The organism is Cohnella abietis (assembly GCF_004295585.1).
Taxonomy (GTDB): Bacteria; Bacillota; Bacilli; order Paenibacillales; family Paenibacillaceae; genus Cohnella; species Cohnella abietis.
Genome location: NZ_AP019400.1, coordinates 5,458,582 through 5,481,165 on the forward strand (window position 1 = coordinate 5,458,582; position 22,584 = coordinate 5,481,165).

17 protein-coding genes are annotated in these 22,584 nt (G+C 43.8%); 5 read left to right on the forward strand and 12 right to left on the reverse strand.

The features are described 5' to 3' along the window. Positions 1–23: 23 nt before the first annotated feature. The 9 genes from KCTCHS21_RS24170 to KCTCHS21_RS24210 form a co-directional block, all read right to left on the reverse strand. Positions 24–4,037 (reverse strand): RICIN domain-containing protein, encoded by a 4,014-nt coding sequence (locus KCTCHS21_RS24170; protein ID WP_130614201.1) that lies wholly within the window; start codon positions 4,035–4,037, stop codon positions 24–26. After that, positions 3,949–5,598: an RICIN domain-containing protein gene (locus KCTCHS21_RS24175; protein ID WP_130614203.1), complete on the reverse strand. Its 1,650-nt coding sequence runs from the start codon at positions 5,596–5,598 to the stop codon at positions 3,949–3,951. Before KCTCHS21_RS24175 ends, KCTCHS21_RS24170 begins: the two co-directional genes overlap by 89 nt. A 441-nt stretch (positions 5,599–6,039) precedes the next feature. Next, positions 6,040–6,432, reverse strand: coding sequence for an iron chaperone (locus KCTCHS21_RS24180; RefSeq protein ID WP_130614205.1), 393 nt, complete (start codon positions 6,430–6,432; stop codon positions 6,040–6,042). A gap of 13 nt (positions 6,433–6,445) precedes the next feature. Then, on the reverse strand, positions 6,446–7,027 hold the full coding sequence (locus KCTCHS21_RS24185; protein ID WP_130614207.1) for a GNAT family N-acetyltransferase: 582 nt from the start codon (positions 7,025–7,027) through the stop codon (positions 6,446–6,448). A 361-nt stretch (positions 7,028–7,388) separates the two neighbouring features. Next, the gene (locus tag KCTCHS21_RS24190) at positions 7,389–9,212 is read right to left on the reverse strand and encodes a cyclic nucleotide-binding domain-containing protein (RefSeq protein ID WP_130614210.1); all 1,824 of its coding nucleotides are present in this window, start codon (positions 9,210–9,212) and stop codon (positions 7,389–7,391) included. Positions 9,213–9,226: 14 nt separating this feature from the next. Then, complete coding sequence (locus KCTCHS21_RS24195) at positions 9,227–9,838, reverse strand: hypothetical protein (protein ID WP_130614212.1); 612 nt, start codon at positions 9,836–9,838, stop codon at positions 9,227–9,229. Between the two features lie 127 nt (positions 9,839–9,965). Then, complete coding sequence (locus tag KCTCHS21_RS24200; RefSeq protein WP_130614214.1) at positions 9,966–10,475, reverse strand: DUF6141 family protein; 510 nt, start codon at positions 10,473–10,475, stop codon at positions 9,966–9,968. A gap of 164 nt (positions 10,476–10,639) precedes the next feature. Next, positions 10,640–11,455, reverse strand: a complete 816-nt coding sequence (locus KCTCHS21_RS24205; protein ID WP_130614216.1) for an ABC transporter permease — start codon at positions 11,453–11,455, stop codon at positions 10,640–10,642. Further along, positions 11,452–12,474 carry an ATP-binding cassette domain-containing protein gene (locus KCTCHS21_RS24210; RefSeq protein WP_130614218.1) on the reverse strand — a complete coding sequence of 341 codons (1,023 nt, stop codon included), beginning with the start codon at positions 12,472–12,474 and terminating at the stop codon, positions 11,452–11,454. Before KCTCHS21_RS24210 ends, KCTCHS21_RS24205 begins: the two co-directional genes overlap by 4 nt. Positions 12,475–13,014: 540 nt before the next feature. Here KCTCHS21_RS24210 and KCTCHS21_RS24215 point away from each other — a divergent pair. After that, positions 13,015–13,668 carry a hypothetical protein gene (locus KCTCHS21_RS24215; protein WP_130614220.1) on the forward strand — a complete coding sequence of 218 codons (654 nt, stop codon included), beginning with the start codon at positions 13,015–13,017 and terminating at the stop codon, positions 13,666–13,668. A 323-nt stretch (positions 13,669–13,991) separates the two neighbouring features. On the opposite strand, the gene KCTCHS21_RS24220 is transcribed toward KCTCHS21_RS24215, so the two are convergent. Continuing rightward, the gene (locus tag KCTCHS21_RS24220) at positions 13,992–16,199 is read right to left on the reverse strand and encodes an asparaginase domain-containing protein (protein WP_130614222.1); all 2,208 of its coding nucleotides are present in this window, start codon (positions 16,197–16,199) and stop codon (positions 13,992–13,994) included. Between the two features lie 18 nt (positions 16,200–16,217). Further along, complete coding sequence (locus KCTCHS21_RS24225) at positions 16,218–17,636, reverse strand: asparaginase (protein ID WP_130614224.1); 1,419 nt, start codon at positions 17,634–17,636, stop codon at positions 16,218–16,220. Positions 17,637–18,060: 424 nt separating this feature from the next. Here KCTCHS21_RS24225 and KCTCHS21_RS24230 point away from each other — a divergent pair, with 424 nt between their 5' ends. From KCTCHS21_RS24230 to KCTCHS21_RS24245, 4 genes are all read left to right on the forward strand, one after another. Beyond that, entirely contained in the window at positions 18,061–18,438 is a 378-nt protein-coding gene (locus KCTCHS21_RS24230) for a GntR family transcriptional regulator (RefSeq protein WP_170211442.1), read from the forward strand. 68 nt (positions 18,439–18,506) lie between these two features. After that, entirely contained in the window at positions 18,507–19,280 is a 774-nt protein-coding gene (locus tag KCTCHS21_RS24235; protein WP_130614228.1) for a hypothetical protein, read from the forward strand. A gap of 17 nt (positions 19,281–19,297) precedes the next feature. Then, positions 19,298–20,593 carry a hypothetical protein gene (locus tag KCTCHS21_RS24240; protein WP_130614230.1) on the forward strand — a complete coding sequence of 432 codons (1,296 nt, stop codon included), beginning with the start codon at positions 19,298–19,300 and terminating at the stop codon, positions 20,591–20,593. A gap of 24 nt (positions 20,594–20,617) precedes the next feature. Next, positions 20,618–21,334, forward strand: coding sequence for an ATP-binding cassette domain-containing protein (locus KCTCHS21_RS24245; RefSeq protein ID WP_130614232.1), 717 nt, complete (start codon positions 20,618–20,620; stop codon positions 21,332–21,334). A 483-nt stretch (positions 21,335–21,817) separates the two neighbouring features. Here KCTCHS21_RS24245 and KCTCHS21_RS24250 read toward each other — a convergent pair whose 3' ends face one another. Continuing rightward, complete coding sequence (locus tag KCTCHS21_RS24250; protein WP_130614234.1) at positions 21,818–22,471, reverse strand: M48 family metallopeptidase; 654 nt, start codon at positions 22,469–22,471, stop codon at positions 21,818–21,820. Positions 22,472–22,584 lie beyond the last annotated feature (113 nt).

The window sequence follows — 22,584 nt, forward strand, 5'->3', positions numbered from 1 at the left end:
AGATACGGGAGTGTTGTGTTTTTTTATATTGAAAGTAAATTGTACAATACCTGTGCGGCCTGTGCTCTTGTAGCGGTGGCCTTAGGAAACAAATTAATTCCAAATCCGGTTAGAATTCCGGCCTCTGTAAACAGCTTCATAGGAGCCTTAGCATATCCGGCAACGTCATTTGCATCCTTGAAGCTTCCCATTGCCTTACCTGACGTATTCATCGGTAATTCACTGAGATTGTCCAATACACGGTGCAATATGACAACCATGTCCTGTCTACTAATGAGCGCTTCAGGTTCATACTTGTTATCGGCCAGGCCAGACACCAGACCAAGGTATTTAGCCGTTCCCAGGTAATTGCTGTAGTACTTACTCCCTGCATCTGAGAAATTATCCGTCACACTGGTATCAAGCTTTATTCCATAGGAATTCATTACCATAATGAGAAAATCAGCACGTGTTATGTTGTTATCAGGAACAAATTTACGGTCGCCCACACCATTAACGATGCCTCTTGCCGAAATAAAATCAATCGCTTCACTATACCAGGAATTGACTGCAACGTCGCTAAAGATCATCTCGTTATAGCCCACTACATATTCGGAGAAATGACTAGCATTAAATGTCACATTGCCTGTTGCCGGATCATATTTACTCCTGATTGTTTTAAGCGCTCCGATATTGTCTATATAGTAGACCACTATGGCATTGTTCTTTTCTCCTGCTTTGGGCGCATATGGAATATCGATTAAGATATTATTATTATTTCCAAATTCGGAAACTTCGGTGCTTCCCATTTTGATTAAGAAATCATACACAGGTCTATCACCCACTTTTGCCTGTATATTCTCAGATAAGGAAGATTTATCGACTTTCCTAATGCTAATGATGATATTTTCTACCGACGATGAATTGTTGATGGACGCAACTGCATTTGGGTTAAAAAGAATGGTTGCAAAGCTGGTAGCCACCTTCAAATCAGCCTTAGTGGTTTCCATCATCTGCCTGAGGGCCTCCCTCGGGATTTCAATTGCAATATTCTTGCCATCTGTGTTTGCTTCGACTTTTATTTCAACGACTATTTTTTGTCCGTAGGCTTCGGCCTCTTTTGCCTGATTAACTATGATCTTAAATGTACTTGCCTCAACAACGGCAGTAACCGCGCCTGTTATCGGGTCAGTTGTTGATTGTGCCACAATAGATATAGTTCTGATATTTCCTGCTATACTGGTGTTAGTCTTGCTAGTTACACTAGTCGTTGGATTGCTATAAGAATTCGTATTTGTATTCGTATGGCTTCCACTATCATCTTTAAGTAATGTAATTATCTTCTCACTTTTAATTTCATGGTTTGTATTTGAACTAACTTTAATCTTGTAATCACCCGTTTCTGCAGTGCTATCGACAGTCAATAGACCAGCTCCGTTAATGCTTAAAGTGCTTATGCTCTGATCCTCTTCATTGTAAATCGCCCAAGTTACAGAATGCCCATCCATCGAATGGCCATTCTGATCTTTTACTACAGCTGTATATGGACTTGTCAATGATCCGCTTTCCGGTATTGATAGGCTACCTCCCCCACTGATGTCGATGCTCGTCACTTCAGATGTTATTTCATCTTCAGGCACAGCTACCACGCTGAAATCGTCCACATACAATGTCGTTAGGGCTTTGTCATTCCATATCCACACATTAATTTTCGCAGTATTTTCAGGTGCTGCTCCCAATTCTATTATTTGTTCTGTGTAGTGACTATCACTAGGATATATAACATTGAGTCCAAGGTCATTGCCATGGATATCTATATACTGAAAACCAACAGGAATTCCTTCGTTTCCTCCGACTGCTTTTTCCCAGAATGTCATTCGATTTTTGGTTCCTGGAACGATTCCACCGGTGATAAGCTGCTTGGTTCCGGTACCCGGTTCAACCATCAATGCCTTCGTGCCGCTATGTCCGTCAGCGATTAACTTCCCGCCCTCCCAACCGCTTAATCCGGACTCAAATCCTCCATTGGTAATCATATTCCCATCAACGTGAATTTCAGGCAGTATGGGAATCACACTGACATCATCCAAGTACAGGGACCTTGAAGCTTGGTCATTCCATACCCATACTTTGATTTTTTTGGTACCTTCCGGGGCAGGATCTGACAGTATCATCTGCTGTGTGTAGCTAGTACTGCCCGTAATTAAATCAAAAGAACCCAAGTCTTCATCACTTGCACTGAGAAATTGGAGTGCTGCTTCTATTCCTTCTCCATCCCCTGTTGCCTTTTCCCAGAGTGTTAATTTATATTGCACCCCAGGAGTGATTCCTTCAGTTATGATTTGATTAACTCCGCTATTCGGCCCCACCAGCAATGCGTTTATCCCGGTATGTGCGATGGTAGTTAACTCACCGCCTTGCCAGCTATTCGTGCCTGATTCGAATCCACCATTTTTAATCATATTTCTTTCATCGATAATTTCCGGCACTATGGGTCCTACGTAAACATCGTCTAGATATAATGTTTTTGCAGGCTTGTCATTCCAAACCCATACAGATATCTTGGCAGTTCCTTCCGGTGCCGCATCTGTTTCAATGATTTGCTGTGTGTAGTTGCTGCTACCGACATATTTCTGCTGAAAACCAAGGCTCTCATCATTTGCACTGAAGAATTGAATCCCGACAGCGATTCCTCCACCGTCCCCTACGGCCTTCTCCCAGAATGTTAATTTATATTTGGTCCCTGGAACAATTCCATTAGTTATAACCTGACCAGCTCCGCTACCGCCTGGGCCCGGTTCAATCATCAACGCTTTTGAACCGGTGTGAGTATCAGTCATTATAGCTCCACCATTCCAACCGAGCGTCCCCCACTCGAACCCGCCATTTACGATCAGGTTCCCATCTTCTGCTACAACTTGTACAAGACTAACATCGTCTATATATAATGATTCTGTAGCTTTATCATTCCATACCCATATTTTAATCTTGCTGGTTCCTTCGGGCGCTGGATCAGATTCAACTACGTGTTTTGAGTAGCTGTTGCTACCTACATACACCGTTTTGATGCCAAGACTTTCATCACTCGCACTGAAAAATTGTAATCCTACAGCGATTCCTTCAGTACCTCCTGCTGCCTTTTCCGAGAACGTGAGTCTATACTTCATCCCGGGAGTAATTCCTCCGATTATTTCCTGGTTGATTCCATTACCGCCTGGACTTGGTCCCACCAATATTGCTTTCGATCCGGTATTGGCATCAGTTGTGATAACTCCGCCATTCCAGCCGGTGGAACCCTCTTCGAACCCTCCATTGGCAACCTTATTTCCAGGCACAAATTCCGCATCGTTAGTTGGATCCTCAATAATCTCCCATTCTTGCGCATCATCATCCGTATCGACAGTTGTCTGTATAACTGTCCCGGCATCTGTACTTCCCCCCGCTGGCTGCATTACGAAACCCGTTCCAGCTTTGGCATATTTCAATTTATAGTTGCCATTCGCATTACGTTCCAGTGTCCATTGCTGCTTGGATGTATCCCACCAGAACGGAGATTGTGCGACTCCGCCACCGACTAAATCACTGCTTTCTAGAATTTTTCCGCTATGCTTGTTTTCAATGACGTAGCCGTTGCTGTACCAGAATATTCTCCATTTTTGACTGGCATATGCCTGATAACCCTCTTGTTTAGCAACCGCACCTGAAATGAGACTCGAGTCAGCTACCTGAAGTGCTCTACCACTCTTCTTATTAATTATTTTATAATAATGGCCTTCGACGATGTCCGTCCTTGGCCCAGTATATTCAACCGACCACCTTTGCGAATCGAGGCTGCCGTCGGTTTTTACGTCTACATTTGCGCCATTTTCAATACTTGAACCTGCCACACTAAGAGACAACGAATATTGCTTTGAGGAAACCTGATAATATCCGCCTCCCTTATCTTCCAGCATCCATAATTGACTATCATCACCTGCTGAATAAACCTGCTGAATAAACCTGCTGAACCACATTCTGCCCGGAAGCATCGACACTAAGATACTTACCGCTATTAGCATTGATGATTTTATAGGAATCGTCTCCTGCGTCTTCGATAAACCATTTCTGCGCAGCAGCAGAATTAAATGCATCTTGACTTACATTCGCTCCGTCAGCAGTACTTGCCCCATCAATACTTAGAGCCTTCCCACTTATCTTTGCAGTAAGCTTATACTTTATCCCGGATATCATATTGGGTGATGAACCAGCCGTCAATATCGTAACCGAGTTATCAGGTACAGTAATACCAGCAGCACTAACTGATGCCCAATTAATGAAGGTCGGGCCAGTACTTCCGCTACCTGCGAATTGATACATATCCAGATTATCAGGTGCCCATCCTGTCAGATTGGGTTTAACGGTTTGCTCTGATGCTGTACGATTAATGATCAGCAATGATTTACGGTTTGTATCTTTTGTTGCATAAGCAACAATCTTGGTGTCATCTGCCGATTGTGCAGATACAACCTGTCCTTCAAAGTATCTGTTGAAAAGATAGTGCATACTGGAATTGGAGTATAGTTGATTTTGATCGTTCATTAATCCCATGTATGAACCTTCGGCATGCCAGAAATTTACGATATCCGCGCTTCCGCCAATCAAACCAGCGACGATTAACGCATCATAAACATTTTCTTTGTTGCCATGCATTCTTTCATCATGATCCCAACTGATATTATACTCATCCAAATAGATCGGAATATACTTACCCAAATTTAATGCATCAAGATCTTCTCTAAATTGTTTTGTAGCTTGCCCTTGTCTCATTGCATGGTCATACGCGCCTGAATCCGTCTGCATCCTACTCGGATCTATTCCACTGCCTGAATAAGTATGGAATGACAGAAAATCAATATCATTATAGGAATTCCTGACTGTATCCAAAAGGAGATTATAGTTCTGTTCTATATCAGCCGTAGCCGGGCCGCCAAATTTAATTGTTGGATCTATTGCTTTCATCGCACGTGAAGCCGCTGTAAGAAGTTGAGCCATTTGACTTGAATTCAGACCGGTATTATTGAATGTGATTTCCTGCTCGTTCGGGACCTCCCAATACTTGACTCCAAAATGGTTATTAATATTAACTATTTCCACCAACTCGGCAGCCCAATTTGCAAAATTGGTTTTCCATGCTTCAAAGTTGCTCGAACCTAGTGCTCCGTCTGGTCCCAAAGGAATGTTAATCATGATATTATACCTGCCGGATACCGGTGCAAGTGTAGTTGCAATTTTGGCAGCATTCCATGACATATCACTGTTCACCCAACTGGCAACGCTTAAGCCATTGTCAACCATGCTCCAGCTGTGCATTCTTATAAGACCATTCCCGCCTAAATATTTTACATTTTCCAGATAGTCCTCATTTGCAGTAAAACTCGGAATGAATAACCCTGTTGCATTCAAACCATATGCCATAGGATCGATATCCTTTATCACATTACCCATATCTATGTTTACATTTATCGCATTATTGGCAGAAGCAATATTCTTACTACCTACAGGTAAAAGAACAGCGGACAGAATAATGACCATACTAAAGATTAAAGTCAGAAGTTTTTTTAAAGATTGTTTTTTTTTCATTGAATATCCTCCTTGTTTATGATTACATTTGGGCTGCAAAATCCTATGCCTACTTCAATAAACTATATATTTTGCGATTCCATCGCTCCTTTCACTTATCCGATTCAACCAAGATGAACCAGAAGTATTAAGCCTTGCCCAACAATGTAGCAGTAATGAAAACGCTTGCAAAAATGACTTTGATGTTTCAGGTTCAGTTCATTGAGCAACAGGGCGAAAAAATATGAGACTACAAACTAAAAACATTCAAGCAGATGAATAGTAATGATCACTCCGCTCGTTGTTTTCTAAACTCATTATACGAGGGACCAATATCGTTCCTATTATCAAATATTCATGATAATTGTTTCATTTTTAATTTCCGTGTGCACCAAAAAATCCACAACCTCAGTTGTGGATTTTTATTGTTATTTTATAGATCCTCAGCTTACTCTAAATCAATCATTGTTGCTTTTTCAATTTTCCTTTTGATTCTGCTTTTGCCTTTGCTTTCTCAATATTTTCAGCAACTCTAACCTTAACTATCTTTCTTACTAATTCATAAGGTAATGGCTCTGTCAGAGGAAATTGTACAGACCCCTTAGCCGCTTTGTATTTTGCTAATTCCCGTTGAAACGCATGAATTCCACTTGGAGCTGGATAAAATCCGATGTGGTTTTTGTAAGCAGCATAATGCACCAGGTTGCCGTGAAGCACGAAAGTAGGCATTTGATAGCTTATTTTCTCCTGTGCATCTGGTGCCGATTCTTGTATTACTTTTCTTAACGTTTGCAGCAATTCTTGAACCTCCGGAGGAAATTGCGATATATATTCATCAATTGATTCAGAAGCCATATGGTTTCCTCCGTTATTTGTCGTATTTTTTTATATAATCCTCTTTCAAAATACTATATATTTCTAAATCGACAACGCCTTTGCCAGACCATAATGCGGCTTGTCTTAACATCCCTTCCTTAATGAAGCTATTCTTCAATAATACCCTCTTAGAAGCCTCGTTTAAAGGCATGACTTCAGCCTGAATTCTGTTTACATTAACATCCATAAACAAGAAATCCAACATTATTTTCACCGCTTCAGTCGCTATTCCTTTGCCCCAATACGATTCCTCCAGAAAATAGCCCACTGTCACCATATTCACCTTCTGATTAAAATCGAAGGCTTCAATAATTCCCACTAATCTATCACTTTCATTATTGGCGAAAATCCCCCACTTTACTTTCGTTCTTTTGTTAAAATCCCGCTCAAAATGACCAATCATATTCTTCACAGTATCTTTATTATGCTTGGGTGTAATGCCACAATATTCAAATACGCGATTATTACTATAAATCTCAAAAAGCTCTTCAAAGTGACTCGCTTCGATCTTCTTCAATACCCAATTATCAGATGCTAGAAGGGGAAGCCTCTCAAATACAGCTTCAATATTCATACCGTCACCGTCCCCATGAAAGTTCTTCCTTACATATTGTTTTCATAGTGATTTGAATGCTACCAGTTTGGTATACTCATGCTTCTCAAAACCGTTAGGCAATGTAACCAGGCAGTATGTTATGAAGCTCTCCAGTTCCCCGTTGGATTAGACTACCAAAACTATACACCATAATTGGAAAATTTTAAAAGATATGTTGTTCAGATAGACAATAGACGCTGGACTTCGGGTAAAAAATAAAGGTTACCCTGTCAGCGACGTGGAACGCGGCTTGAAGGATAACCCTTATGGTCTAACTTATGGTCTAACTCATGATGTAATTATATCAGTTCAGACTTCTGCAGAAGCTTTAACTACCTATTTACTTCATTCGCAAAGCGTGACCACATCGGGCGCAATAGCGCGTTTCCTTGGGAGACACAGTGCCGCAGCTATCGCAGCGCAGCTCGTCTGCGGCCTTCTCTTCCGGATCGATAAAACGCAGAGACTCTTGGACGTAAGGATTCAAGGTCGTAAGTGCGTGAAGCTCCTCCCGTCTTCCAGCCCGAATGAGGAAGTACAACAAGGTTAACCCGACAATACCGACGGATACCATCATCCCCATTTTCGCCAACCCGTTCGTAAATCGGAAATCCCACATCGCATGTAGCAGGATAACAAGGGTAAGTAACGCAGCCGCACGCCATACTTTCGACCAGGAGCTCGCCTTATTCAAGCCCTTCGACCTACTCGCCGAGGTTCCGAACCAAATAGCCGCCGCCGCGATGGCCGTCCAAGTACCGTGACCAAAAGGCGACAACAAAGCTCTTATCCATAGCACTGAAAACATGCCCACTGATGATGCCCCTTCGAGATGCGACCATCCGTAGATGACGCTCTCTATAGCAGCGAACCCCATGCCAGCCGCCGCACCGAACACGACCGCATCCATAAGAAAATGCATTTGCTTCGTACGGACTAAAGCGATGCAAACGAGCAGCTTGGCACTTTCCTCAATAACCGATACGGACAATGGCAACCGGAAATGCGCAAAGTCAAAGTGGCTGACTCCAACATCAAAAAGCCATATTCGCTCCAAGAACCAAGCCAAAGGGACTGCAATGATTGCTGATAACAGGAAGACTAAGCCTAGCCGGGCTTGGCTAAAGCCCAACAGCTGATGGCTTCTTATGAAGGAGACGAATGTGACCGGACCTACGATGCCTCCGACAATCAGAGCGGCGATGTTCAGCCAATTGCTCTGCAGGAACAGAGCAATTATAGACAGCACAACGAAGCCTCCCCCAAGCCAAAGGAGAATATCAACCCAACGTTCCTTGGCCTTTGGCGGGACAGGCTTCTGTTCTTCTTCAATAATCTCATCTCGATACTCTAGCGCCACCTTAGATAAAAGGTGAGGTGTTCGAATACGAACGATTTCCAAAAACTGCTTCCGAACCGGAGCATAGTAATTCAGAACATATTGGAATTCACTCTTGCCCATGACGAGTAACTCGCTGTCCTCCGAAGCAACAATTTCAACCTCGGAGCTCGTATCTGTTAGTAGCCCCGTCTCCCCAAAAAAGTCTCCCTCACGAAGAAACGATTTCTGCTTTTTACTGCCATGGATTTCTACTCTCCCCTTGGTAATCATGAAAAATTGATCCACAAGGGAGCCCTTTGCGACTAATAAATCGCTTTTTGTGACTTTTCGGATCAGCGTGATCTCCGCAAGTCCTCGAAGCTCAGCGTCTGGAATAGCAGACCATATGGAAGCACTTCGAAGCATCCTATGGATCATGCGAATACGGACTGTCAGCAGTATGCTTTCATAAAATAGTGGGCTGCGATCTGCTAAAAGCTCGAAAGCTTCGCGCTCCATGCGAAGAGCCACTACATCCCCGATTGCCGTTACTCGCGCCGTCCTTCGTTCGTTATGCAGCAATCCCATTTCTCCGACAAGGGACCCCGAGCCCAACTCCGCCAGCAAGAGAGTCTTACCGACCAAATTTCGCGAAGACACCTGTACCTTACCGCTCATAATAAAGAAACAGTCATCGGAGGTGTCTCCTTCAATTAGAAGTGGCTCTCCATCCGCGAAACTGACCGTTTCAATCGAGCTTGCTGCAATCTGCAGCTCATTTTCAGGTATCCCATGTAGTAGAGAATGATCACGCAAAAAATCGATAGCGACTTCGAAGGACATGTATTCAACTTCCTTTATCTCATGTTGCCTATAATGCTGTTTCTAGAATCCTGCATCTTCTTCACGAAGTTTGTCATGACATCAAATGCTTCATTTCTTTTGTTTGATAAGCTTTGTATCCGCAGCATGTCCATTTGCTGACTATTGCTACTTGCACTGATTTGGCCTGCAATCTGTTGCTGAAGCCTTTCTAAATCCTCTTTGGTTTGCGGCACCGCTGAAATTCCTGCGTCGGCCAAAGCAGTCTTCAATTCTGTGGATACCGTAATCACCTTACCTGCTGGCGAATCTGACGGAATCTGCCCCAATTGATTTCTGACTGCTTCCAAAGCGCTATTTAGCTTGGCGATCTGATCGTTTTTTTGCTGCACTGATGCAATTTGATCCTTTAATTGTGCCTCCAACAGCTTCGCCCGCTCCGACTGCACCGCCATCAGAGCCGTTTCAATATCCATACTACTGATGTCGATCGACGTAACACCACCTACCGCATTCTGCGTCGCGCCTTTGCCCAACGCGTCATTGACTGAGTGATAGATCGAATCGTTGTACATCAGAACCGAACCACCAAGAACACCTAATATAAATACGCCCCCTAGTGTCAAAACCTTTTTCTTCGTGCTCATCTGACATCTCCCTCTCATTTTTCATTTAATTTCAGCATATATTTCCATTTCATAATCGTCAATGATAGTTTTATAAGAGAGCAGATTTTTATTTTATATTAATCAAACTAGTTCTCTCATATAACTACTAGGACTTATCTAAAGAATCCATTGCCCTTTGTAGCTCTTTTGGTTTTTGAGTACCAATCACCACAGTTTGGTTTCTTAATTTAAACTCCAATCCTTGTTTACCATTCATATTATAAGCCGTTTCTCCCTTTAGGTTTGTACGAATCCCCCAACCACCAAAGCGTTCGAATGAACTGTAAATGATAGATTCATAGTGTTCTATATCCTTATGTAAAAACTGCTTATATCGAATGTGAAAAGGCATAAATCGAATATAAAGACCATCATCACGAACTTCTATTATCAGTTTTATCTTAAGCATAAAAATCGGAAAAACAATTCCAAAAACAAACCAAAGAGCAACAAAAACCGCATCTGGAGCAGGTTTATCCCCGAATGGAACCCCGATAATAATTTGTTGAATAAAGCCATACCACATCAAAATAGTAATCAGTAAGATCAACAGCCACAACCAAAGCTGTCGTGGTCTTTGAATTTCTCTATAAATCACTTTATTTTGATTTATGATTTCTGCAGCTCCTCATCATCCAATTTATTACACGCTCTATTACTTTACTATACTATTTCTTTTCTTTACAATGAACACAAAAAATCCCGCCTCCAGGACTAAGTCTTTGGACGAGATTTGATTTTATATTTGCGTAGTACAGTTAATCCCGGTGGTTAGATGCACTATGTGCGGCGCATATAAGCACGTACTGTGATAGGTGCAAAGATTGCTACAATGACAGCAGCGCCAATGAGGGTTATCCCGAGATCCCAGCCTACAGTTCCATTGTTGGCTAGCTCTCGCACGGCAGTAACGAGATGCGATACCGGATTTATTTTAACAAACCATTGAAGCCAATTAGGCATTGTATCGACCGGCACGAAAGCGTTAGAAAGAAACGTAAGAGGAAATAATACAAGCATCGATATCCCCTGTACACTTGAAGCCGTACGAGCAATGACGCCGAAGAAGGCGAAAATCCAACTGATAGCCCAAGCACAACAAATAACGAGAACAGCAGCGATAGCGACGTTACCCAAGCCTCCGTCAGGCCGGTAACCCATAATATATCCCATCGTAAAAGTAAGCGTGGTTGCAATGGAATACCTAACTGTATCAGCCAGCAGCGCTCCAGCCAAAGGAGCTATTCGTGCGATAGGCAGTGACTTGAATCGGTCAAATACACCTTTATCCATATCCTCACGCAACTGAACTCCAGTTACCATTGAGGCCGTGATTACGGTTTGCACGAGTATGCCGGGAATGATGACAGGTAAATAGCTTGCTATGTCACCGGAAATAGCACCACCGAAAATGTAGGTAAACATAAGTGTAAAAATGATCGGCTGGAGTGTTACGTCAAACAATTGCTCGGGCGTACGCCGAATTTTCAGCAAACCACGATAAGCCATCGTCAATGAGTTGCGTAGGGTCTGACCGAAGCTCGTATGATTTTTTAATTGACGATTAGCTCTCGCCTTAATTGAAGCGTTACTCATAAACTTGCCACCTCCACTTTATTTGATTCATCGGACGCATCCTCTTTAACGCCGTGACCAGTAATCGTTAAAAACACCTCATCGAGAGTCGGTTTTTGCACGCTTATCTCGGATAATTGAATGCCTGCATCGCGGAGAGCGATAAGCAGATCGGTAACCCTGTCAGCGTTCTCCATAGGCGCAGTTATTTTTCCGGCTTCCGCAGACACATTTGCCTGGACTCTAAGCACCTGCTCAACAGTTTTACGTGCTTTCTCGATGGCCAATGTATTTTTGACTTTCAAATGCAAAGATGAGGTTCCGACTGATGCCTTTAACTCATCTACGGTACCTTCTGCGACTACTCGGCCACGATCGATAACCGCGATCCGGTCAGCTAATTGATCTGCCTCATCAAGATATTGCGTTGTTAGCAAAACGGTTGACCCTGTCTTAACCAACCGACGAATCGTATCCCACATTTGTGCGCGTGTACGTGGATCTAATCCGGTAGTCGGTTCGTCAAGGAAGATCAGCGGGGGCTGTGCAATGAGACTAGCAGCCAGATCCAGCCGGCGGCGCATGCCTCCGGAGAAATTTTTGAGCGGCCGCTTTGCAGCCTCCGTCAAACCAAATTCTTCAAGCAGGTCCTCTGACTTACGTCGCGCCTCAGTGCGCCCCAGCCCCAGTAACCGTGAGAAAATGATCAGGTTCTCAGTAGCGCTAAGTGACTCGTCAACTGATGCATACTGACCAGTCACTCCGATCAATTGACGGACAATTTGCGCCTCCTTCGACACATCGTGTCCGAAGATTCGAGCCGAACCTGCATCCGGTCGAAGTAAGGTTGCTAACATTCTAATTGCAGTAGTCTTACCTGCACCATTCGGACCAAGCACGCCATAGATCGTACCTGCTTTCACGTTCAAATCTACGCCATCCACTGCACGATTGTCGCCAAAAACCTTAACGAGTCCGCGTGCCTCGACAGCCAAATCTCCATTGTTTGGTTCTATCTTCTTTCCATATGCATATTGCATTACAATTCCTCCTAAATCACTGATTACTTAAGATGTTAATTCATATTTATGAACTGAATATGAACAGTCAATGAGCTTAGATTGATGGGTCTTGGGATTGCTTCTGATAAATATGGATCACATCATCGTAAGTCGTATCATCACCTATCTCCCCAATATCCACTTAATCTCCGGAGTCGTTCAAAAATAAAGTCAAATCTCCATTTTGCTCATAATGAGGCTTCTCCCGGTCTGTTAATACTATTGTTTTCTCATCTTTTGGGACATCTATGGTTCCTATTGGGCGTTGTACGATATTTTCGAGCAACGTGGTATGGATGTGGCGTGTTTGGAGGGTGATGTTCGATATTTTCGTGCAACGCGGTCTGGATGCCGCACGTTTGGAGGGCGTTGTACGATATTTTCGAGTAACGTGGTCTGGAGGCGGTATGTTTGGAGGGCGTTGTTCGATTTTTTCGAACAACGAGGCTGGAGAGAGGCATGTTTGGAGGAGCAGTACGATATTTTCGAACAACGCAGTCTAGTGGAGGTACGAATAGAATGAGTTACTCGAAAATTTCGAGCAACGAGTCCCAGCGGAGGCGCGATTGGAGAGAGTTACTCGAAAATTTCGAGCAACAGGTCCCAGCAGAGGTCCATTTGGAGAGAGTTACTCGAAATTATCGAACAACAGGTCTCAGTGGAGGTACGATTGGAGTGAGATACACGAAATTTTCGAGCAACGAGTCCCAGAGAAGGTACGATTGGAGAGAGTTACTCGAAATTATCGAACAACAGGTCCCAGATGCGGCATTTTTGGAGGAGAAGTACGATATTTTCGAGCAACGTGGTCTGGAGGCGGTATGTTTGGAGGGCGTTGTACGATATTTTCGAGTAACGCGGTCTGGAGGCGGTATGTTTGGAGGACGTTGTACGATATTTTCGAGTAACGTGGTCTGGACGAGGCACGTTTGGAGGGCGTTGTACGATATTTTCGAGCAACGCGGTCTGGATGCGGTATGTTTGGAGGGCGTTGTACGATATTTTCGAGTAACGCGGTCTGGATGCGGTATGTTTGGAGGGCGTTGTACGATATTTTCGAGCATCGTGGTCTGGATGAGGCACGTTTGGAGGGCGTTGTACGATATTTTCGAGCAATGTGGTCTGGATGAGGCACGTTCAGAGGGAGATGTTCGATATTTTCGAGTAACGTGATCTGGATGAGGCACGTTTGGAGGGAGATGTTCGATATTTTCGAGTAACGTGATCTGGATGAGGCACGTTTGGAGGGCGTTGTACGATATTTTCGAGCAATGTGGTCTGGATGAGGAGCACTTGGAGGAAGATGTACGATATTTTCGAGCAACGTGATCTGGATGAGGCACGTTTGAAGGGCGATGTAAGATATTTTCGAGCAACGAGGCTGGGGAGAGGCATGTTTGTTTGGAGGGGGATGTACGATAAAACCTAAAAAAGAAGCCACGAGGCGGGTTTATGGTCCCGTTAGCCTCGTGGCTTTTAACATAGCTTCTATTAAATTACTTCTTGCTTGCTTCTAAAAGCTTAAGGATTACAGTCAACGACTCCGCACGAGTAGCTGTTTCAAGAGGTGCGAACAAATTGTTTCCGCGCCCTTGTGTAATTTGTTTGTCTTTTACAAGCTTGACTGCGCCTTTAGCCCATTTTGGAATGTCTTTATCATCCTTAAATCCGGTGGATTCGACGTCATTTATCGTAACACCTAATGCTTTGGCGATCATATACACCATTTCTGCGCGGTTTATCGTTGCATTCGGTCGGAATGTGCCATCCGAGTATCCATTTATAATACCCGCCTTTAATGCCTTGGATATCGAATCTTTAGACCACCCAGCAATCTTGTCGACATCCTTAAACACAAGATCCGATCCATTACCTTGCGGTTTGAGTCCGTTCATTAATATCACGGTGAACTCAGCTCGAGTGATGGGCTGATTCGGTCTGAACGTGCTGTCTGGGTACCCGCTGACTATACCTGCTGCAATGACCTTTTTAATGATGTCTTCAGCCCAATGTCCTGAAATATCTTTTAATTTTATATCAGGTTCCTTTGGTGGAATAGTTGGTTCCGGACTTGGGCTCGGTTTTGGACTTGGTGTCGGTTCAGGACTTGAAATAGGTCCTGGACTTGGTGTCGGCTCTGGACTTGAAGTCGGTTCAGGACTTGAAGTCGGTTCGGGACTCGGACTTGGGCTTGGACTAGGTTCAGGACTTGGAATACCCGTGTCAACAGCTCGCGTCTGTATTGCCGTTATAAGCCCTTCACTCTCATTTCCATTGCTATCCAATGCTGTTAGTCTAAATTTGTAATGGGTATCTGCAGTCAAGCCACTTAGTGAAGCTGTGCCGACCTTACCTGTCAGAGTCTTCAATGGAAGTGGTGAGTCACCCTCATAAAGCCGATAATAGGAAGCCGAATTCAGATCGGTAAGAACTGGCCACTGCAAAACAACATCACTAGACGTATCCTGACTTGCAACTAGCGCTGCATCAGAAGACCATACCGGCGCTTCATTATCTAAATCAATATCCTGAGTACCAAAGGTTTCAAACCAGCTTTTTAGCGTAGTAAAATCATTGGTGAAAGCCATCGATACGAGCAGCAGTACCCGCGCATGCTGTGGATTAAGATTATCTCCAGCGATAATACCATTACTGCTCGTTGGATACATCGTTCCTGAGCCTGTCCTTGTTGTCGTGACGAATACGACTCCCTGACGGATCGCTTCGCTACGCGCTGCGCTCATCTGAGATGAAATCCCACCGGCGCCCGTTCCAGCAGTTACGATTCCTTTCGCACCATCTGCAACTAATCCTTTGATTGCTCCTCCACTCGCAGCTTGGTAGCTATAAGCGATTTCTACGATAGGTAGAGCACTCTTTGGAATCAGTCGCAAATTAAAAGGTGTCGCCCAGCCCGGTTTTCCGGCTTTTAATGCTCGTGCCGTAAGCCGGTAAATGCGGATGTTAGCTTGATCGATATACCCGAGTGCACCAAGCATTGGTGTCTCGAAAGTATCCGTGCGATGAGCATTCGCTTTGGTAACTTCTCTTGCAGCTTGTATCACGTCATTAAGCATGATTACAGTGCCATACCACTTGGTCTTACCGCTACCTGCTAACTTGATTGCGTTGTAAAGGTTGGCTGGCGCATCAGTACCGATAACATCCCATGGACGCATCGATCCTGTAACGATAACCGGCTTCTCACTTCTGACCGTCAGGTCAAGGAAATAAGCAATCTCCTCCATCGTATCTGTTCCTGTTGTAACAACAGCACCGTCATATTGCTCCAATGCCTGGTCGACAGCGAGGGAAAGATCGTATAAATCAGCCATCGAGTACCCTGTTGACCCTTTATTACCAAATTGGAATGTCGAAACATCCGCTATCTTATCTTTTCTAGGAAGCTGGTTAACCAAATCTGCTATCGGATAAGTGCCTGCTGCATAGGATTGAAAATTAGTCGGGTCATTGTTGCTAGCTTTTCCTGCAAGCGTACCACCCGTGCCAATAACAATGACGTTGGGTAAAGACGATGCTTGTTGCTCAGGAGTAATGTCAGGTATTGCAAATTTGGTAGCTTCCTCCGCCTTAACCGACGAAACGTTTCCTGTAATACCAGTAATGGTCGTCAGCGCTAGCATCAATACCAATAACGGAATGAGAAGCCTTTTGCCGATGATGCCGTGGTGTGGATGTATCATAAGGCTTACCTCCTGTTGTTATGGATTGACCTGACCAGCCGATGGCACAGGAGTTTCACTCTCTTCTTTGCTCTGATCCGGATCGATCGATGGTGAAGGTGATTCAGTTACTACTTCGCTAGGATTCGGATCAATTGATGGTGTAGCTGATTCTGTTGCCTCTGGCTCAATGGATTTGGCTGCATCTAAACCAGTTAAGCCCACAACCGGTTCAGGAATACTTACGTCCTGAGTACCGAATGTCGCAAACCAGCTCTTAATCTGCGTTTTATCTGAAGCTGTTAATGTATCATTAGAGAAAGCGATGGAAAGCAAGAGTAAAATCCGTGCATGCTGTGCATTCAAGTTATCACCAGCAATAATGTTCGCGCTAGCTCCGCTGTTGCCACCGGGATACATCGTACCTGATCCGGTTCTTGTCGTAGTGACAAACAAAACATTATTTTCCGAAATGGCCTTAGAACGTTCTGCCGACATTTTCGAAGATATACCGCCCGCACCTGTTCCTGAAGTAACGATCCCCTTCGCACCATCTGCTACAAACCCTTTAATCGCGCCGCCCCCTGCTTCCTGATAGGAGAATGCAATATCAACAATTGGCAGCTTCGACTTTGGAATAGTGTTTAAATCAAATGGTGTTGACCAATCGCTAGCCCCTGCTTTAATCGCTCTAGCTGGTGCTCTGTAGATACGAATGTTAGCTTGATCGATATACCCGAGTGCACCAAGCATCGGTGTATCAAAAGTATCCGTGCGATGTGCATTTGCTTTGGTAACTTCTCTTGCAGCTTGTATGGTGTCATTGAGCATAATCACAGTGCCGAACCACTTGGTCTTACCACTACCTGCCAGCTTGATTGCGTTGTACAGGTTGGCTGGCGCGTCAGTCCCGATAACATCCCATGGACGCATCGATCCAGTAACGATTACTGGCTTCTCGCTTCGAACGGTCAAATCGAGGAAGTAAGCAATCTCTTCCATCGTATCTGTTCCCGTTGTGACAACAGCACCGTCATATTGCTCCAATGCCTGGTCGACAGCGAGGGAAAGATCGTATAGATCAGCCATCGAGTATCCTGTTGATCCTTTATTTCCGAATTGGAATGTCGAAACATCCGCAATCTTATCTTTTCTAGGTAGCTGGTTAACCAAATCTGCTATAGGATAAGTACCTGCTGCGTAGGATTGAAAATTAGTCGGGTCATTGTTGCTAGCTTTTCCTGCAAGAGTACCACCAGTGCCGATGACAATGACGTTAGGCAGAGCCGATGCTTGTTGCTCTGGAGTGATGTCAGGTATTGCGAATGCCGCCTTCGCCACAACGACTTGTGCGTCATCATTAGCGAATACCAATGCTGCAGTTGAACATAAAACCGAGATAGCGACAATTGGAATAAGAATCTTTTTTAGAAACTTGTGTTTGAAATCATACTTCATGTTAGTTTTCCTCCCAAGGTGTTTATATAATTGTGATTTCCTACGTCATTATATAGTTATGTAAGAATATATTACAAGTATATAGAAGTATTGAAAAAGCGCATACATATCGTAATATCGGTGATATTCTCGCTATTAATAGATTTTAATAGCAATTGTCATTTATTTTTATGTTAGCTTTACTCAAGAAAAATATTAATAAAATTACTCCGATATCACATTAATGTTAGTTTATATTACATAAATACAGAATTTAATTGCCTTATGAACGAATTCATACCATGCCCCCACCCTTGTCTGCTTCAAAAACAAAAACACGCCGAATTCAGCGTGTTTTTGTTTTGAGTGAAGGCTAATGGGATCACCCATTGACACCAATATTGTATTACTGCAATAATACAACCATGCGAGAAAGTGGGTGAGTATGCACGTGCTGAATTTTTATGAGCTTAAGCTGAACAATCGGGAACCCGTCTATTTGCAAACGGTTATGTACGTCAAACGGCAAATTTTACTTCGCAAAGCAGTGTCCGGTGACAAATTGCCGTCTAGGCGAGAAATTGCTGCCCAACTTAACATTAACCCAAATACGGTCCAGAAGGCGTTCAAACTCATGGAAGAAGAAGGCTTCGTTCATACGAGCAGCACTCAAGGAAGCGTCATCTTTGTTAATGAAGCGATATTCAGCCAGATCGAAGAGGAACTAACCCGCGAGCTAGTCAAATCGTTCGTCGATTCGGCCAAGGAAATTCAATTATCATTCAAGTCGGTTGTCGAGCTCATTAGCGAGCATTGGAAATAAATGATTGGATCGAGCGTTTTTTTGTACCACCGTTGTACTACTCCACTAATACAATTGAGGTGATTTATTTGAAAGGTCTGTACCGTCTAGTCAATATTGAATTTATGAGGTGGCTGCTGTTCCTAATGCTATTGTGTATCGCTGCCCTCGTAATTCCAATCCTCATCATGAATTCGGCAGTTAATAATTACGCTATGCTTCACAATCATTCACGGTTTGAGGATTTGTATATTGCATCAGGCAGCGCTTTCCTGTTCCCCATTTTTCTAGCGCTGGTATGTCTCTATTTCTTGAAGACATTTTATGCAGGCTATTGGGGTAGCAAAAGCGTGTACACCTATTTGACATTACCCATCAGGCGAGAATCACTGTATTTGAGTAAGCTTATTGTATTCATGATATCTCTCCTCCTGTTAATCTTGGTGCAGTTTGTAAGCATTCGACTCGGGTATGCGCTCTTTGTAAACAAGGCGGGCGACTACATCGATGGCAAATTTATAATGAACAACGGATTGTACTTGGCCTTTGTGCGATCAGATTTTTTTCACCTGCTGCTACCGTTCAGCTTCAGCCGCATTTTATCCTCCTGTAGTATGCTTCTCGTCATCACTACTGGCATCTATTACGCAGCCCTATGTGAGCGAAGCAAAAAATATTGGGGAGTCATTGCGTTAGGTGCCGCTGCGCTGCTCTTGTACAGAGTTCTCACTTATCGCCTGAATGAGTCTAGTCACTATTTCGAGCCTACAAGCTTATATCCGAGTAGCTTGATGCTCCTCTTGCTCAGTGGATTTTTCCTATGGCACGGTCTCAGAATGATAAAAAGAGGTACCATCGCTTAAAGAAAGGAGACACTAATATGACCAAATGGAAAAAACATGCCGCCATTCCCGTACTTGCGGCTACTATTGCCCTCATAATTTGTATCGCTTTAAGCACTTACTCAAAAAGTAACAATGGCACTTTCGAGATAAAAGATTTAATCGGCAGCCGTGAAGCTATAGGCGATGTTGCGATTAGCGGCGAATTGCGCGACGGGTATCATCAGGCTCATTTTCTTCTTCAAAAGGGGCTATTAAATACAAGTACAGAAGTTTTCGAGCAGCCGAGGCTGACCGATTGGTATCACTACAATCCTGGCAGCCCCAAACAATTAGATGACACACAATACTACATTACTGGAACTAGAAGCTTTGAGATAACATCGCAAAAAAGGAATAAAACCAATGGATACTTCATTCCTTACGGCACAGCGCTCGTCTCGCCTCCCATTTCTTACAACCTGAACGAAAACAATTCAGTTACCTACACCTACGCCAATCCTCTGTTATACGGCTTGGCCGCAGTCAAAGATAAGGTGTTTTTTACGGTACCGGTATCTGCCCAAGCCTCAGGAGAAAGTGGCATTTACGAGCTACATTTTTATGAATGGGGTTTATCCTCGGTTATAGATCGCGAAGCTTATGCCGCCCAGAAAATCGCAGATATTAGCCTCGAAGCCAACGCATCTGGTAAATCCCCTGGCATCGAGGTTCTCGGCTTAGAGGCCATCGGCAACAAACTGGCTTTGTTATCCGTAGAAAATAACTCACTCCGAATAAGAAGCTATGCCAGCGACAGCGGCAAGCTACTCGGGGAGGCATTCGTTCGTGATTTTTACTTACCAGGACGAACAGGTGAGGCTCAGTCTGAGCATACCATTTCTTATAACGAAGGCTATGAGGCCTATAGCGACAGTGTGCAAGACATTCTAAATCTAAGCTTCAGGGAAAGCGCTACACCTCAACAACTTTTGCTAAGCTTAGACTTCTCTAATGGTGTAAAGGTCGTTCATTCGGTCAAGACGAATTTCACAGATGGTGAAATCGATCCTATTAGAAGCCTTTCCTATATGAACTATCGTAACAACAAGCTCTATGTCTTCAAAACATTTCGAGATCAAAGGACCATCGAGAACGATCCCTCTTTCGATCTCGCTCTCTCTTTACATTTCTACATTTACGTATATGAGCAATCGAAGTTAGTTTACAAAGGTGAAATCATGACAGATATGAACGATGACAGCTTTAAGTCGCTCAATCAGGTCGCTATGAGAGGCAGCTTCAATTATGACCAACAAAACTTCAGGTACTTTACGAACGTGGCCGTCAAATAAATATGCTTAATGGGAGGAAAGTCAGTGATTGAGCTAAAATACGTAGATAAGCGCTATCCCTCTAGCAACGCTTTGCTGTACGTGAACAATTTGACGATTCATACTGGCGAAGTCGTTGGCATTCTCGGGGACAACGGCAGCGGCAAAACGACGCTTCTTAAAGCAATAATGGGCATAGGCGAAATTCAAAGCGGCGAGGTTAAAATAGATGGTAAGCCCGTAACAGAGCAATACGAGCGGATGGCGTTCATTACAGAGGAAGGCAGCTTTCTTCCGGACATGACGCCAAGGAAGTACGGGCAGTTTCTGGCAGATTTTTTTCCACGGTTTGATCAGACTCATTATACCGAGCTGATCGAAGCTTACGAGCTCCCGTCTGATCGCCGGATCAAAACCTTTTCCAAAGGGCAAAAGATCAAGCTGGAAATATGCGCTGGCTTAGCCAAAAAAGCAGACTACCTCATTATGGATGAGCCCTTTGTCGGAAAAGATATTTTCTCGCGTCGCGATTCGTTGAAACGAATGATCTCTGGGCTGACTGGCGATGAAACGGTGCTACTTACAACCCATCTAATCGATGAAATCGAGAATGTTATCGATCGTGCGATTATCGTTCATAAAGGCCTCATTCGAACAGACATCTACGTCGATGACATGAGAGAGCAAGGCTTAAGCTTGGCCGATGTGATGCTAGAAGCAAGGAAAAAAAGCCCCTCCCCTTCGATCCATTGGCCAAATTGACACCGAACCAAATCCCGCTCCCCGAGCTCTAGCATGCAAAGTTTGATAGCTGCTATCCTGGAGCTCGGAGCACCGCATTAGCACACTCTCGGCATCTTAGATCCGCGGATTCAGCGGCTTGCAGCCAACCACACCTCGGGTTTCCACCAATTAGTACGCTGGTAGCGGCTTACAGCTCACCAACATACGCTTTTCCACCAATTAGTCCGCTCTCAACGGCTTGCAGCTCACCAACATACGCTTTTCCACCAATTAGTCCGCTCTCAACGGCTTGCAGCTCACCAACATACGCTTTTCCACTAATTAGTCCGCTCTCAACGGCTTGCAGCTCACCAACATACGTATTCCCACCATTTAGTCCGCTCTCAGCGGCTTATAGCACATCAACCCAAGGTTTTCCACCATTTAGTCCGCTCTCAGCGGCTTATAGCACATCAACCCAAGGTTTTCCACCATTTAGTACGCTGGCAGCGGCAGCTCATTTTACAGTGTCATAGAATGCCCATGCCTTGTTAAAAACTCTTCCTTTTCTTTATAATCCGGCATAATACTTCCGACCCGTCTCCAAAATGATCGATCGTGATTCATATGAATGAGATGACATAGCTCATGAATAATTACATAATCTATAACTTCAATTGGGGCCATGGCTAGACGATAATTAAAAGTTATCTTTTTATCTGAGCTGCAGCTCCCCCACTTGGTTTTTGATTCTACTATTTCGATGGATTTGGGCTTTACTTTCAGCTGCTGTTGATACATATTTATTCGCTCTCCGATTGTCTTCTTACAGCTTGAGAAATAGAACTTTTTGAGGTTTCTTTTAAGCTCCTCTTCATTTAACTCATTAGTCTCTATTAACTCATGCAGAAAATACTCTCTCCCCAGATGAAGAAACTTTCCTTCCTCCTGATACTCCCTTCTCTTTGGGGTCTTCCGAGCCTCCGCAAAGCTGTGTAATTTCTCGAGTATCCATTTTCCATGAAGCTCAACCGATCTTTTTACCATTTCTTCATTTGTATTTTTAGGAGCTTTAACGGTTATGTGACCTAATGAGTCTATATGTATTGAAATCTTCTTTCTAATTCCATATTGAATATTAAATTCAATTGTATGATTATCAAACTCGATTTTCATAACCACCATCGATTCTGTAAGGTTGATTTCATTAACGCCTCTATCTTCCGCTCCTTATCTTATCACGTAGAGGCTATTTTTGAGCAATTGGTCTAGTGAGAGGCACAGTTGGA

What these genes read in the sequence shown, in the direction of transcription:
- KCTCHS21_RS24170 (WP_130614201.1), bottom strand. Translation starts at nt 4,037, where the DNA reads ATGCTAATAGCGGTAAGTATCTTAGTGTCGATGCTTCCGGGCAGAATG.
- KCTCHS21_RS24175 (WP_130614203.1), bottom strand. Translation starts at nt 5,598, where the DNA reads ATGAAAAAAAAACAATCTTTAAAAAAACTTCTGACTTTAATCTTTAGT.
- KCTCHS21_RS24180 (WP_130614205.1), bottom strand. Translation starts at nt 6,432, where the DNA reads ATGGCTTCTGAATCAATTGATGAATATATATCGCAATTTCCTCCGGAG.
- KCTCHS21_RS24185 (WP_130614207.1), bottom strand. Translation starts at nt 7,027, where the DNA reads ATGAATATTGAAGCTGTATTTGAGAGGCTTCCCCTTCTAGCATCTGAT.
- KCTCHS21_RS24190 (WP_130614210.1), bottom strand. Translation starts at nt 9,212, where the DNA reads ATGTCCTTCGAAGTCGCTATCGATTTTTTGCGTGATCATTCTCTACTA.
- KCTCHS21_RS24195 (WP_130614212.1), bottom strand. Translation starts at nt 9,838, where the DNA reads ATGAGCACGAAGAAAAAGGTTTTGACACTAGGGGGCGTATTTATATTA.
- KCTCHS21_RS24205 (WP_130614216.1), bottom strand. Translation starts at nt 11,455, where the DNA reads ATGAGTAACGCTTCAATTAAGGCGAGAGCTAATCGTCAATTAAAAAAT.
- KCTCHS21_RS24210 (WP_130614218.1), bottom strand. Translation starts at nt 12,474, where the DNA reads ATGCAATATGCATATGGAAAGAAGATAGAACCAAACAATGGAGATTTG.
- KCTCHS21_RS24215 (WP_130614220.1), top strand. Translation starts at nt 13,015, where the DNA reads ATGAGTTACTCGAAAATTTCGAGCAACGAGTCCCAGCGGAGGCGCGAT.
- KCTCHS21_RS24220 (WP_130614222.1), bottom strand. Translation starts at nt 16,199, where the DNA reads ATGATACATCCACACCACGGCATCATCGGCAAAAGGCTTCTCATTCCG.
- KCTCHS21_RS24225 (WP_130614224.1), bottom strand. Translation starts at nt 17,636, where the DNA reads ATGAAGTATGATTTCAAACACAAGTTTCTAAAAAAGATTCTTATTCCA.
- KCTCHS21_RS24230 (WP_170211442.1), top strand. Translation starts at nt 18,061, where the DNA reads ATGCACGTGCTGAATTTTTATGAGCTTAAGCTGAACAATCGGGAACCC.
- KCTCHS21_RS24240 (WP_130614230.1), top strand. Translation starts at nt 19,298, where the DNA reads ATGACCAAATGGAAAAAACATGCCGCCATTCCCGTACTTGCGGCTACT.
- KCTCHS21_RS24250 (WP_130614234.1), bottom strand. Translation starts at nt 22,471, where the DNA reads ATGAAAATCGAGTTTGATAATCATACAATTGAATTTAATATTCAATAT.